The following is a 12,879-nucleotide window of genomic DNA, read 5'->3' as shown; positions in this document are numbered from 1 at the left end:
ATGACCGACCGCAGCCAGATGACCCGCACCTCGTCGGGATTCTTCGTGTCGCAGGAGGCGCCGATCCAGGCGGAGAACCCCGTCCCCACCCCCGCCTCTCCCGCGCCCGACATCCTCCGGTGCGCGTACATGGAGCTCGTCGTCACCGACCTCGCGGCATCCCGGGAGTTCTACGTCGACGTGCTCGGTCTGCACGTGACGGAGGAGGACGCGGACGCGATCTACCTCCGGTCGACGGAGGAGTTCATCCACCACAACCTCGTCCTGCGGCGGGGGCCGATCGCCGCGGTGGCGGCGTTCTCGTACCGCGTCCGGTCGGCGGAAGACCTCGACAAGGCCGTCGCGTTCTACGAAGAGCTCGGCTGCGACGTCCGCCGCGAGCCGAACGGCTTCACGAAGGGCATCGGCGACTCGGTGCGCGTGGTCGATCCGCTCGGATTCCCGTACGAGTTCTTCTTCGACACCGAGCACCAGGAGCGCCTGTCGTGGCGCTACGACCTGCACTCCCCCGGCGAGCTCGTGCGCCTGGACCACTTCAACCAGATCACCCCCGACGTCCCCCGCGCGGTGAACTTCATGCAGGCGTTGGGCTTCCGCGTCACCGAGGACATCCAGGACGAGGAGGGCACGGTGTACGCCGCGTGGATGCGGCGCAAGCCCACCGTGCACGACACCGCGATGACCGGCGGCGACGGCCCGCGCATGCACCACGTGTGCTTCGCGACGCACGAGAAGCACAACATCCTCGCCATCTGCGACAAGCTCGGCGCCCTCCGCCGATCGGATGCCATCGAACGCGGCCCCGGCCGCCACGGCGTCTCGAACGCGTTCTACCTGTACCTGCGCGACCCCGACGGCCACCGCGTCGAGGTGTACACGCAGGACTACTACACCGGAGACCCCGACAACCCCGTCATCACGTGGGACGTGCACGACAACCAGCGCCGCGACTGGTGGGGGAACCCCGTCGTCCCGTCGTGGTACACCGACGGTTCGCTGGTGCTCGACCTCGACGGCATCCCGCAGCCGGTCCGTGCGCGCACGGACTCGAGCGAGATGGCCGTGACGATCGGCGCCGACGGCTTCTCCTACACGCGCGCCCCCGACGCGTCGCCCTCTTCCCCCTCCCCCTCCGAGTTCAAACTCGGCAACCAGCTGTAACCCCCCTCGCGTGAGTCGCCAGTATTTGTCGCCTGAGCACCCCTCTAGGCGACGAATCTTGGCGACTCACGCGCCGCCACGACGGAGGAGACGCATGCTCAACGAGCAGCAGATCGACGACATCGCAGAAGAGCTCGCCGAAGCCGCGCGGACGCACGCGGTGATTCCGCGCATCACGGCACGGTACCCGGATGCCACGGTCGAGGACTCCTACGCCATCCAGGGCCGCTGGCGCGATACGCAAGTCGCCGCGGGCCGCACGCTCGTCGGGCGCAAGATCGGCCTCACCTCGAAGGCGATGCAGCAGGCGACGGGGATCACCGAGCCGGACTACGGCGTGATGTTCGACGACACCGTGTACCGCACGGGCGACGAGATCCCCGTGGATCACTTCTCGAACGTCCGCATCGAGGTCGAGCTCGCGTTCGCGCTGAAGACACCGCTCGAGGGGCCCGACTGCACGCTGGAGGATGCCCTCGCGGCGATCGACTACGCCGTTCCCGCGCTCGAGGTGCTCAACTCCCACATCGAGCTCGAGGGTCGCACGATCGTCGACACGATCAGCGACAACGCCGCCTACGGCGCGATGGTGCTCGGGGACGTGCGCAAGCGTCCCGACGAGATCGACCTGCGGTGGGTGCCGGGCGTCCTCAGCCGCAACGGTGAGATCGAGGAGACCGGGGTCGCCGCGGGAGTCCTCGGCCACCCCGCGACCGGTGTCGCGTGGCTGGCGAACAAGTTCCACCAGCACGGCGCGCGCCTGGAGGCGGGCGAGATCATCCTGGCAGGATCGTTCACGCGCCCGATGTGGGTGTCACGCGGCGACGACGTGCTGTGCGACTACGGACCGATGGGAACGATCACGTGCCGCTTCGTCTGACCCCCACCTTCCGCGCCGCCCTCGCGGCATCCGATCGCCCGCTCGCCGGCATGTGGGTGTGCGCCGGCAGCACGGTGGCGACCGAGATCGCCGCGGGCTCGGGCCTGGACTGGCTGCTGGTCGACATGGAGCACAGCGCGCTGTCGCTCGAGTCGGTGCTCGCGCAGCTGCAGACCGCGGCCGGATACCCCGTGACTCCCGTCGTGCGGGTGCCGTGGAACGATCCGGTGCTCATCAAGCAGGTGCTCGACATCGGCGCGCAGAACATCATCGTCCCGATGGTGTCGTCGGCAGGCGAAGCCCGCGCCGCCGTCGCGGCGACGCGGTACCCGCCGGCCGGGATCCGCGGCGTCGGCAGCGCCCTGGCCCGCAGCGCCCGGTGGAACCGCGTCGACGGCTACCTCGCCGGCGCCGCCGAACACGTCTCCGTGACGGTGCAGATCGAGACCGCAGCCGGCGTCGAGGCCGCGGCGGAGATCGCGGCCGTCGAGGGGGTGGATGCCGTCTTCGTCGGCCCCTCCGACCTGTCGGCGTCCATGGGGCTGCTGGGACAGCAGTCGCACCCCGACGTCGTCGCCGCGGTGCACCGGGTCTTCGCCGCGGCGCGCGCGGCCGGCACCCCGGTCGGGGTCAACGCGTTCGATCCCGCCGTCGCCGAGGCGTACCTCGACGCGGGCGCGGACTTCGTCGCGGTCGGCGCCGATGTGGCCCTGCTCGCCCGCGCGTCGGAGGCGTTGGCGGCCCGGTTCGTCGCCGCTCGCACGGAGTCCCGCGACAGCTACTGAGCGCACGCGAAGGGGGCCGGACGATTGCGTCCGGCCCCCTTCGTCACGAGTCAGTCCTCGTCGTCGTCCTCATCGTCCTCGTCGTCGTCGCTGACGATCTCGATGTCCTCGACCTCGAGCTCGGGCGTGAGCTGCACGTGCACGAGCGCGTCGGGGAACGACGTCGCCCCGGCGAAGACCACGATGATCGCGTCGGCGAAGACGCCGACGCCCACGGCCTCGAGGTCGGTGCGGAGGTCGATCTCACTGTCGACCTCGTCGTCCTCGAGCGCGTCCTCGATCTCGGTCACGATCTCGTCGACGATGGCGCGCCAGCGGTCCTCGCTCACCGAGAGGATGTCGGACAGCGACGTGAGGATCGCGTCGACGTCGGGGTCGTCGACGTCGTCGATCTCGGGGTCGAGGTCGACCTCGACCTCGACGCCCGCGGCATCCAGGTGGGCCAGACCCACGACGGTGTCCTCGTCGATGGTCGGCTCGTCGAGCAGGCCGCTCTCGGTGACGCGGCGGAGGAGGTCGTTCAGCACGGACTCAGTCATGAACAAACTCTGACACGTCTCACGGGTCACCGCCTCCCCGTTGCGCGTGGCGCTCCGTCTGTTCAGTCGGCGTGGGTGCGCGGTTCACCGTTCGCGCGCGTGCCGGGCTCCGGGGAGCGGGCGCGATTCTGCGGTTCAGAGACCGGCCGCGCGCTCCGCCGCCTCGACGACGTTGGTCATCAGCAGAGCCACGGTCATCGGCCCGACCCCGCCCGGGTTGGGCGAGACGAACCCGGCGACCTCGGCGACGTCCGGGTGCACGTCCCCGTAGACACGCGACTTCCCCGTCTCGGGGTCGGTCTCGCGCGTGACACCCACGTCGAGCACCGCGGCTCCCGGCTTGACGTCCTCGGCGCGCACGATGTGCTTCACGCCGGCGGCCGCGACGATGACGTCGGCTTCGCGCAGGTGCTTCGCGAGGTCGACGGTGCCGGTGTGCGTGAGGGTCACGGTGGCGTTGATCTCGCGACGGGTCAGCAGCAGACCGATGGAGCGGCCGATCGTGACACCGCGGCCGACGACGACGACCTCCTTGCCCTTCAGGTCGTAGTCGTTGCGCAGCAGCAGCTCGATGACCCCGCGCGGCGTGCACGGCAGCGGCGTCGTGATGGGGGCGTTGACGTTGAGCACCAGACGGCCGAGGTTCGTGGGGTGGAGGCCGTCGGCATCCTTCGCCGGATCGATGCGCTCGAGGATCGCATCGGTGTCGAGGTGCTTCGGCAGCGGGAGCTGCACGATGTAGCCGTGACAGGCCGGGTCGGCGTTGAGGCCGTCGATGACCGCCTCGACCTCGTCCTGCGTGGACTCGGCGGACAGCTCGATCTGGATCGAGTTCATGCCGATCGCCTCGGACTGCTTGTGCTTCATCCCGACGTACAGCTGCGACGCGGGGTCGGCGCCGACGAGCACGGTGGCGATGCCGGGCACGATCCCGCGCTCGCGCAGGGCTGCGACCCGCTCGGCGAGCTCGGTCTTGATCGCCGCCGCAGCGGCCTTGCCGTCGAGAATCGTCGCCGTCATGGCATCCCTCGTTTCGTGGTGTGTGTAGGGGTTGCGTGGCACCGATAAACGCTATCCACGGTGGGAAACAACGCGACGGGGCGTGTCTCGCCGCGGATCGCGTTTATCGCGGAGAGGGCGCCGACCCGGACCCCGCCCGCCGCGCAGCGCGGGCCGCACGGCACGGGGCGCACAGCGCGGGCCGGATGCCGGGGCGGGGCCGCCTGCGCGACACCCGCCCCGGCACGGCTCACTGCTGGAGGCCGGGGTACAGCGGGAAGGCCGCCGTCAGCGCGGCCACGCGGGTGCGCAGCGCCTCGACGTCGGCACCGGGGATCAGCGCGAGCGCGATGATGTCGGCGACCTCGGTGAACTCCGCGTCGCCGAAGCCCCGGGTGGCGAGAGCCGGGGTGCCGATGCGCAGACCCGACGTGACCATCGGCGGGCGCGGGTCGTTGGGGACCGCGTTCCGGTTGACCGTGATGTGGATCTCGTGCAGCAGGTCTTCGGCCTGCTTGCCGTCGATCTCGGCCTCGCGGAGGTCGACGAGCACGAGGTGCACGTCCGTGCCACCCGAACGGACCGCGATACCGGCGGCCTTCACGTCGTCCTGGGTGAGGCGGTCGGCGAGGATCGACGCACCGCGGAGGGTGCGCTCCTGGCGCTCCTTGAACTCGGGCGTCTGGGCGAGCTTGAACGCCGTCGCCTTGGCGGCGATGACGTGCATGAGCGGACCGCCCTGCTGGCCGGGGAAGACCGCGGTGTTGATCTTCTTGGCGAGGTCGGCGTCGTTGGTGAGGATGAGGCCCGAGCGGGGGCCGCCGATCGTCTTGTGCACCGTGGTGGAGACGACGTGCGCGTGCGGGATCGGGCTCGGGTGGACGCCCGCGGCGACGAGACCGGCGAAGTGCGCCATGTCGACCCACAGGTATGCCCCGACCTCGTCGGCGATCGCGCGGAAGGCTGCGAAGTCGAGCTGGCGCGGGTACGCCGACCAGCCCGCGATGATGACCTTCGGCTTGTGCTCGAGCGCGAGACGACGCACCTCGTCCATGTCGATGATCGAGGTCTCGGGGTCGACGCCGTACGCGACGATGTCGTACAGGCGGCCGGAGAAGTTGATCTTCATGCCGTGGGTCAGGTGACCGCCCTGGTCGAGGGCGAGGCCGAGCAGCGTGTCGCCGGGGCGGGCGATGGCGTGCAGCACCGCGGCGTTGGCGGACGCACCCGAGTGCGGCTGGACGTTGGCGAACCCGGCACCGAACAGCGCCTTCGCGCGCTCGATCGCGAGCTCCTCGGCGACATCGACCTCTTCGCAGCCGCCGTAGTAGCGGCGACCCGGGTAGCCCTCGGCGTACTTGTTGGTCAGCACGGATCCCTGCGACTGCAGCACCGAGACGGGGACGAAGTTCTCGGACGCGATCATCTCGAGATAGCCGCGCTGGCGGTCGAGCTCGCGCTCGAGGACCTGGGCGATCTCGGGGTCGACCTCCGAGAGCGGGGCGTTGAAGTACGGATCGGTCATGCGATCTCCTTGACGATGGTTCCGGATGCCGCAGGCTCGGGCGAGTCCGCGGTGATACCGCACCGACCCAGGCGTGCGGTCGGATACCGTCAAGCGGTCGCTCCCCGGTGGTTCCCCACCTCAACGCCAGTCGCGACGCCCTCACCCTACCCGGTTTCGCGCGCGACGCGCCCGGGCGGGTCGCTCGTCCGCGAGGTATCCCGGATGCCACGGTGCGGGGCCCGCGTAAAATGGCGGTGTGACCGACACTCCCCACGTCCGCGCGCAGGCGCCCCTGGCCCCCGGCATGCGTCCGCGTCCGACGGCCGTCGAGATCGGCAGCGTGCTGTGCGGGATCGCCACGTTCGTGACGCTCGCGATCTGGGGCTTCACGGCGTGGGCGTTCCCCTGGAACATCGTCGCCGGGATCGGCGCCCCGCTCCTGGCGGTCCTGGTGTGGGCGCTGTTCGTCTCGCCCCGTGCCGTGCTGGCGGTGCACCCGTTCGTCCGCGCGATCGTCGAGCTGTTCGTGTACGCGGCCGCCACGATCGCCTGGTGGAGCATGGGACAGGCGTGGATCGGACTCGTCTTCGCCGTCGTCGCCGTGACGTTCGGCGCGCTGAACGGCCGCCGGCGCCTGGCGTGACCGTCGACGTCGTCGCGTTGCTCCGGGCCGAGCTCGGTGATCGCGTCGACGTCTCTCCGGCGGCCCTGACCGCGGCGCGCGCCGACAAGTCCGGGCACGCCGCACCCGGCACTCCCCTGGCCGTCGTGCACGCCGCATCCGTCGCCGACGTCCAGGCGGTGATGCGCATCGCCACGGCGACCCGCACGCCCGTCGTGCCGCGGGGCGCCGGCACCGGACTCGCCGGAGGCGCCAACACCGGCGGCGGCGAGATCTCGTTGTCGGTGCGCGCGATGGACCGCGTGCTCGAGGTCCGCGCCGACGACCTCCTCGCGGTGGTGGAACCCGGCATCCTGAACGCCGATCTGAACGCACTGCTCGAACCTCACGGTGTGTGGTGGGCTCCCGACCCCGCGAGCCGCGCGATCTCGACGGTGGGCGGCAACATCGCGACGGGCGCCGGCGGACTGCTGTGCGCGAAGTACGGCGTCGTGCGGGATGCGGTCCTCGGCGTCGATCTGGTCCTGGCGGACGGGCGCCTCCTCCACCTCGGTCACCGCAGCGTCAAGGGCGTCACCGGACTCGACCTCACCTCGCTCGTCATCGGTTCCGAGGGGATCCTGGGCGTCGTGGTCGGCGCCACCCTGAAACTGAGGCGCTTGGTCGCCGGGGAACGCGTGACCCTGACGGCGCTGTTCGACGGTGTCCGGTCCGCGGCCGTGGCCTCGGCCGCGGTGACGGCGTCCGGCATCCAGCCGGCGGTCATGGAGCTGATGGATGCCACGAGCCTCGCGGCCGTGCATCGACTGCTGTCGCTCGCGGCTCCGCCGGAGGGGGCCGCGCAGCTCACGATCCAGACCGATGGGCCGGCCGCCGCGGACGAGGCCCGCGCGATCGCCGGGGTCCTGCGCGGAGCCGGCGGTCGTGTCGCCGTCGCCGCCGACGAGGTCGAAGGCGAGTCGCTGCTCGCGGTGCGCCGAGCCCTGCACCCCGCGATGGAGACCCTCGGGACCACGCTCATCGAAGACGTGTCGGTGCCGCGCAGCGCCCTCCCGGCGATGTTCGACGCGATCGCCGGGATCGAACGCCGGTACGGCCTGGTGATCCCGACGGTCGCCCACGCGGGCGACGGCAACCTGCACCCGAACTTCGTGTTCGAGGGATCCGAGGTGCCCGAGGTCGTCTGGTCCGCTGCCGAAGACCTGTTCCGCGCCGCTCTCGACCTGGGCGGCACCCTGACCGGCGAGCACGGCATCGGGGTGCTGAAGAGGCGCTGGCTCGCCGACGAGCTCGGTGACGACCAGTGGCGATTGCAACGCGACATCGCGCGCGTCTTCGACCCCCTCGGCATCCTGAATCCGGGCAAGGTCTTCGAGCTCTGACTCCCCCGCCCCGGTGTAACCAGAACGTGACAAACCTCACGGCTGGGACGAAGGGTACCCGCCTACCATGGAAAGACTGACTTTCTGGGGGGTTCACCTATGACCGACGGCGCGAACGGCACCGACGGCGTCACCTACGCCTGGGCTCCTCCCGAGCCCGCCAAGCGGAAGAACCGCTCGGGACTGTGGATCGGCATTCCCGCGGGCGCGACCGCGGTCGCCTTGATCGCGGCCTCGCTCGTGCTCATCGCCCCCGGCGCCTCGGTGGCCGGTGTGCAGATCGGCGGCCTCACCGCCGGAGCCGCGGCCCAGGCGATCTCGGCCCGTCTCGCGACGACCGAGGTGACCGTCGAGAGCCCCGCGGGCGAGGTGACCGTCACCGGCGCCGATCTCGGCGCCACCGTCGACGCCACGGCGATCGCCGAGAAGGCCTTCGCCGACAACCCGATGTGGAAGCCGGCGGCGTGGTTCCCCGCGGGCACCGGTGTCGAGGTCCAGGTCGACCCCGCCGCCGCCGCGTCGGTTCTGCGCGAGAAGGCCCCGGGCACCTACCGCGCGCCCGTCGACGCGGCCGTCGCCTTCGACACCGGCTCGCAGTCGTACGTCGCGACCCCGGCCGAGGCCGGCGAGGGCATCGACGTCGCGGCCGTCACGGCGGCGCTGCAGTCGGCATTCGACGCCGGTACGGCGGCGACGTCCGTCCAGGCGGGACTGGTGCCGGTCGACGCCGCGGTGAGCACGGAGAAGGCCGACGCCGCTGTGGCGGGGCTCAACGGCATCCTCGACAACATCGGCTTCTACATCGGCGACGAGCGCACGGTGCCCGTCGACCGGGCTACCGCCGCGTCGTGGCTCACCGTCACCTCCGACGGCAAGGGCGAGTTCCCCGTCGCCGCCGATCAGGCCGGCATCCAGAAGGTCGTCGATGGTCTCGCCGGTCAGGTCGACCGCGGCGCCGTGAACGCCGACGTCATCGTCGACACCGGCGGCGAGGTCATCAAGACGCTCACCGAGGGTCAGACGGGCCGATCGATCGGCGACACCTCGGGCATCGCCGCCGCCTTCGCCGCGCAGCTGGCCGAGGCCAACGGAAAGTTCGCCCTGACGGTCGCCGAGACGCCGTTCGAGACGACCAAGACCGAACGTCACATCGACGTCAACCTCAGCACGCAGACGACGACGCTGTACCAGAACGGGCAGGTGTACCGCACGTACACGATCTCGTCGGGCGCCGGCGATCACGCGACCCACACCGGCAACTTCCGCATCGGCTGGAAGACCGAGATGCAGGACATGGGCTGCGTGCCCGGCTACGACTACTGCACCAAGGACGTCCCGTGGGTGTCGTACTTCAACGGTGACGAGGGATTCCACGGCACCTACTGGCACAACAACTTCGGCACCCCGATGAGCCACGGCTGCATCAACATGACCATCCCGCAGGCCAAGGAACTGTTCGACTGGGCCTACCGCGGCACGGAGGTCTCGGTCCACTACTGAGCCACCCGCTGACAGGGGCCGGATGCCATGGCATCCGGCCCCTTCTTCGTTGATGGGCCGCCCAGGTTCTCTGGCCATCGCCCGCCGCTGGGCCTGCCGTTTCGACTCCTCGCCGGGCGACACACCGCAGGAGATCGGGCCGCACACCGCCCGTCTCGCGGCGAAATGCCGCCCCCGCTCCGGCAGAACTCCGACGTTCTGTCCCGCCGCGGCCGCCGCACGGGCGCGGGCGCGGGATCTGCCGGGCAGGAACGGCAGAGGGGCGGATGCCGATGGCATCCGCCCCTCCCGGGTCAGTCGATCACCGCAGGGCGTCGACGATCCCGTTCAGCGTCGCGGAGGGACGCATGACCTTCTCGACCAGCGCGGTGTCGGGGCGGTAGTAGCCGCCGATCTCGGCCGGGTGGCCCTGCACGGCGAGGAGTTCCTCGACGATGGTGGACTCGTTCGCCGCGAGGGCCTCGGCCACCGGCGCGAAGACCGTGGCGAGGTCGGCATCCGTCGTCTGCTTCGCCAGCTCCTGCGCCCAGTACAGGGCGAGGTAGAAGTGGCTGCCGCGGTTGTCGATCGTGCCGAGGGCGCGGCCGGGCGACTTGTCGTTCTCGAGGAACGTGCCCGTCGCGGCATCCAGGGTGTCCGCCAGGACCTGCGCGCGCGCGTTGCCGGTGAAGCCGGCGTAGTGCTCGAGCGAGGCGGCGAGGGCGAAGAACTCGCCCAGCGAGTCCCAGCGCAGGTAGTCCTCTTCGAGGAGCTGCTGCACGTGCTTCGGCGCGGAGCCGCCCGCACCGGTCTCGAACAGTCCGCCGCCGGCGAGCAGCGGCACGATCGAGAGCATCTTGGCGCTCGTGCCGACCTCGAGGATCGGGAACAGGTCGGTGAGGTAGTCGCGCAGCACGTTGCCGGTCACCGAGATGGTGTCGAGACCGTGACGCAGACGCGCGAGCGTGTAGCGCGTGGCCTCGGCCGGCGGCAGGATCAGCAGCTCGAGGCCGTGCGTGTCGATCGTGGCGAGCGCCTGGTAGACCTTCGCGATGATCTGCGCGTCGTGCGCGCGGTTGACGTCGAGCCAGAACACGGCCGGGACGCCCGTGGCGCGGGCGCGGCGCACGGCGAGGTTCACCCAGTCGACGATCGCGACGTACTTGGTCTGCGTGGCACGCCAGATGTCGCCGGGCTGCACGTCGTGCTCGATGACGACGTTGCCGTCGCCGTCGACGACCTCGACGCGGCCGGCGGCGGCGATCTCGAAGGTCTTGTCGTGCGAGCCGTACTCCTCGGCGGCCTGCGCCATGAGGCCGACGTTCGGGACGGTGCCGATGGTGGCCGGGTTGAGCGGACCGTTGGCGATGACGTCGTCGATCACGGCCTGGTACACACCGGCGTACGAGGAGTCGGGGATCACGGCGAGCGTGTCGTCCTCTCCCCCGTCGGCGCCCCACAGCTTGCCGCCGTTGCGGATGAGCGCGGGCATCGAGGCATCCACGATCACGTCGGAGGGGACGTGCAGGTTCGTGATGCCCTTGTCGGAGTTGACGTACGACACACGCGCGGCGGTGTCGACGGCCTTCTCGAACGCCGCGGCGATCTCGTCGCCGCCCTCGACCGAGCCGAGACCCGACAGGATGCCGCCGAGGCCGTTGTTCGGGTTCAGACCCGCCGCGGCGATCTTCTCGCCGTACTGGGCGAACACGTCGGCGAAGTACGCCTTCACGACGTGACCGAAGATGATGGGGTCGCTGACCTTCATCATGGTGGCCTTGAGGTGCACCGAGAAGAGCACGTCGTCGGCCTTGGCCTGGGCGACCGTCTCGGCGAGGAACGCGTCGAGGGCCGCGGCCGAGAGGAACGTGGCGTCGATGATCTCGCGCGGCAGAACCTTCAGGCTCTCCTTCAGCACCGTGACCGTGCCGTCTTCGGCGGTGTGACGGATGGTGAGCACGTCGTCGTGGGCGGCGACCCACGACTTCTCGTTGCTCTTGAAGTCGTCGTGGCCCATGGTCGCGACGCGGGTCTTCGAGCCCTCGACGAACGGCTTGTTGCGGTGCGGGTGCTTCTTCGCGTAGTTCTTCACCGCGAGCGGCGCACGGCGGTCGCTGTTGCCCTCGCGGAGCACCGGGTTCACGGCCGAGCCCTTGATGCGGTCGTACCGCGCCCGCACGTCCTTGTCTTCGACGCTCGTCGCGTCGTCGGGGTAGTCGGGGATGTCGTAACCCTGCGACTGCAGCTCGGCGATCGCGGCCTTGAGCTGCGGGATGGATGCCGAGATGTTGGGCAGCTTGATGATGTTCGCCTCGGGGAGCGTGGCGAGACCGCCGAGCTCGGCGAGGGCGTCGCCCACGTGCTGCTCGGGCGTGAGGCGCTGCGGGAAGGCGGCGAGGATGCGGCCGGCGAGCGAGATGTCGCGGGTCTCGACATCGATGCCCGCCTGGGTGGTGACGGCCTGCACGATGGGCAGGAACGACGCCGTAGCAAGCGCCGGCGCCTCGTCGGTGTACGTGTAGATGATGGTGGAATCGGGCACGTCGAATCTCTCCGTAGAGGCGGCCAGGGTTGCGCTTCAGCCTATCGCACCGGCGCAAAGTCTCTTGATGTCGAGATAGTTCGCGGGCGCCTCCCGTCTCGAGGAACGCGATCCGCGTCGGGAAACGGCGGTACGTCGCGTTCCTCGCCGCGCATCGCGTTTGTCGAGTGGATGCCGGGAGGTTGGCATCCGGAATGTTGCGCGGATCGGCGGGGCGGATAGCCTGGGCGCATGGCCGACCTTCGTCTCGTCGAACTCTCCGCCGCCACGATCGTGGCCGTGAACAACCTGTCGCTCAAGCCCGGGCAGGAGCAGTTCCTCGCGCCGGTCAGCTACGGCATCGCCGCCACGGTGATGGATCCGCAGACCTCCTGGCAGCGCGTCGTGCTCGACGGCGACGAGGTCGTCGGGTTCGTGAGCGCGAACTTCGACCCCGAGGCGCACGAGGAGCACTTCCGGTCGGTGCTGTGGCGCATCAACGTCGACGCCGACGACCAGGGGCGCGGTGTCGGTCGTTTCGCGCTGGGGCAGCTCCTCGAGGAGGCGCGCCGTCGCGGCATGGACCACGTCGACGTCATCTACGAACCCGGCGTCGGCGGCCCCGAGAGCTTCTTCCTGCGCGCGGGCTTCGAACCCGTCGGAGAGACGGAGTACGGCGAGACCGTCGCCCGCGTCCACATCTAGGGCGAGATCGCCCGGGGACGGGTGACACCCGGCACCGCTCCTCTCGCGGGACTGCGCTGCCCTCATCGGCGGGGTGGAGGGGAGGCGGCGCAGGCCTGTCATTACGGCTGGAACGTCGTTCGGCGAGTCCGCCTCCCCTCGGCGCGCGGCCCGAGCGCGCCGGACTGGCCGTCGGGTCGACCAGTCCGCCCAACGTATACATGTCGGCCCGGCGCTCCGCGTCGAATCACCCGCTGACGCCGCGTAGTCACCCGTCGGACTCCGAACCCCGAGCGGAGCGGCGGGAGGGATGCCACGAC

Annotated in this window: 11 protein-coding genes and 1 riboswitch; of the genes, 7 read left to right on the top strand and 4 right to left on the bottom strand. The window is 70.4% G+C overall.

The annotated features are described in order from the left end of the window. The 3 genes from hpaD to P8R59_RS10150 all read left to right on the top strand — a co-directional run bounded on the left by hpaD (nucleotide 1) and on the right by P8R59_RS10150 (nucleotide 2,826). Complete coding sequence (hpaD, locus tag P8R59_RS10160) at nucleotides 1–1,161, top strand: 3,4-dihydroxyphenylacetate 2,3-dioxygenase (RefSeq protein WP_278100956.1); 1,161 nt, start codon at nucleotides 1–3, stop codon at nucleotides 1,159–1,161. Nucleotides 1,162–1,255: 94 nt separating this feature from the next. Beyond that, entirely contained in the window at nucleotides 1,256–2,041 is a 786-nt protein-coding gene (locus tag P8R59_RS10155) for a 2-keto-4-pentenoate hydratase (protein WP_278100955.1), read from the top strand. Continuing rightward, the gene (locus tag P8R59_RS10150; RefSeq protein WP_278100954.1) at nucleotides 2,026–2,826 is read left to right on the top strand and encodes an HpcH/HpaI aldolase family protein; all 801 of its coding nucleotides are present in this window, start codon (nucleotides 2,026–2,028) and stop codon (nucleotides 2,824–2,826) included. Before P8R59_RS10155 ends, P8R59_RS10150 begins: the two co-directional genes overlap by 16 nt. A gap of 50 nt (nucleotides 2,827–2,876) precedes the next feature. On the opposite strand, the gene P8R59_RS10145 is transcribed toward P8R59_RS10150, so the two are convergent. The 3 genes from P8R59_RS10145 to glyA form a co-directional block, all read right to left on the bottom strand. Further along, nucleotides 2,877–3,365 carry a cytochrome C5 gene (locus tag P8R59_RS10145; RefSeq protein WP_278100953.1) on the bottom strand — a complete coding sequence of 163 codons (489 nt, stop codon included), beginning with the start codon at nucleotides 3,363–3,365 and terminating at the stop codon, nucleotides 2,877–2,879. Nucleotides 3,366–3,500: 135 nt separating this feature from the next. Then, nucleotides 3,501–4,385, bottom strand: a complete 885-nt coding sequence (locus P8R59_RS10140; protein ID WP_278100952.1) for a bifunctional methylenetetrahydrofolate dehydrogenase/methenyltetrahydrofolate cyclohydrolase — start codon at nucleotides 4,383–4,385, stop codon at nucleotides 3,501–3,503. Between the two features lie 229 nt (nucleotides 4,386–4,614). Further along, a complete protein-coding gene (gene glyA / locus P8R59_RS10135; RefSeq protein WP_278100951.1) occupies nucleotides 4,615–5,889 on the bottom strand; it encodes a serine hydroxymethyltransferase in 1,275 nt (424 codons plus the stop codon). Between the two features lie 58 nt (nucleotides 5,890–5,947). Further along, a riboswitch (ZMP/ZTP riboswitch) is annotated at nucleotides 5,948–6,033 on the bottom strand. Nucleotides 6,034–6,127: 94 nt separating this feature from the next. Here glyA and P8R59_RS10130 point away from each other — a divergent pair. From P8R59_RS10130 to P8R59_RS10120, 3 genes are all read left to right on the top strand, one after another. Continuing rightward, nucleotides 6,128–6,514 (top strand): YrdB family protein, encoded by a 387-nt coding sequence (locus tag P8R59_RS10130; protein ID WP_278100950.1) that lies wholly within the window; start codon nucleotides 6,128–6,130, stop codon nucleotides 6,512–6,514. Then, nucleotides 6,511–7,875, top strand: a complete 1,365-nt coding sequence (locus tag P8R59_RS10125) for an FAD-binding oxidoreductase (protein WP_278100949.1) — start codon at nucleotides 6,511–6,513, stop codon at nucleotides 7,873–7,875. Before P8R59_RS10130 ends, P8R59_RS10125 begins: the two co-directional genes overlap by 4 nt. A gap of 99 nt (nucleotides 7,876–7,974) precedes the next feature. After that, nucleotides 7,975–9,375, top strand: a complete 1,401-nt coding sequence (locus tag P8R59_RS10120; protein WP_278100948.1) for a L,D-transpeptidase family protein — start codon at nucleotides 7,975–7,977, stop codon at nucleotides 9,373–9,375. A gap of 301 nt (nucleotides 9,376–9,676) precedes the next feature. On the opposite strand, the gene P8R59_RS10115 is transcribed toward P8R59_RS10120, so the two are convergent. Further along, nucleotides 9,677–11,896, bottom strand: coding sequence for an NADP-dependent isocitrate dehydrogenase (locus P8R59_RS10115; protein ID WP_278100947.1), 2,220 nt, complete (start codon nucleotides 11,894–11,896; stop codon nucleotides 9,677–9,679). A 231-nt stretch (nucleotides 11,897–12,127) separates the two neighbouring features. Here P8R59_RS10115 and P8R59_RS10110 point away from each other — a divergent pair, with 231 nt between their 5' ends. Further along, nucleotides 12,128–12,580 carry a GNAT family N-acetyltransferase gene (locus P8R59_RS10110; protein WP_278100946.1) on the top strand — a complete coding sequence of 151 codons (453 nt, stop codon included), beginning with the start codon at nucleotides 12,128–12,130 and terminating at the stop codon, nucleotides 12,578–12,580. Nucleotides 12,581–12,879 lie beyond the last annotated feature (299 nt).

This window comes from Microbacterium proteolyticum (assembly GCF_029639405.1).
Lineage (GTDB): Bacteria > Actinomycetota > Actinomycetes > Actinomycetales > Microbacteriaceae > Microbacterium.
Note: the sequence above shows the minus strand (reverse complement) of the source record. Positions and strands in the feature narration are given on the sequence as shown.

What these genes read in the sequence shown, in the direction of transcription:
- glyA (WP_278100951.1), bottom strand. Translation starts at nt 5,889, where the DNA reads ATGACCGATCCGTACTTCAACGCCCCGCTCTCGGAGGTCGACCCCGAG.
- P8R59_RS10155 (WP_278100955.1), top strand. Translation starts at nt 1,256, where the DNA reads ATGCTCAACGAGCAGCAGATCGACGACATCGCAGAAGAGCTCGCCGAA.
- P8R59_RS10145 (WP_278100953.1), bottom strand. Translation starts at nt 3,365, where the DNA reads ATGACTGAGTCCGTGCTGAACGACCTCCTCCGCCGCGTCACCGAGAGC.
- P8R59_RS10120 (WP_278100948.1), top strand. Translation starts at nt 7,975, where the DNA reads ATGACCGACGGCGCGAACGGCACCGACGGCGTCACCTACGCCTGGGCT.
- hpaD (WP_278100956.1), top strand. Translation starts at nt 1, where the DNA reads ATGACCGACCGCAGCCAGATGACCCGCACCTCGTCGGGATTCTTCGTG.
- P8R59_RS10110 (WP_278100946.1), top strand. Translation starts at nt 12,128, where the DNA reads ATGGCCGACCTTCGTCTCGTCGAACTCTCCGCCGCCACGATCGTGGCC.
- P8R59_RS10140 (WP_278100952.1), bottom strand. Translation starts at nt 4,385, where the DNA reads ATGACGGCGACGATTCTCGACGGCAAGGCCGCTGCGGCGGCGATCAAG.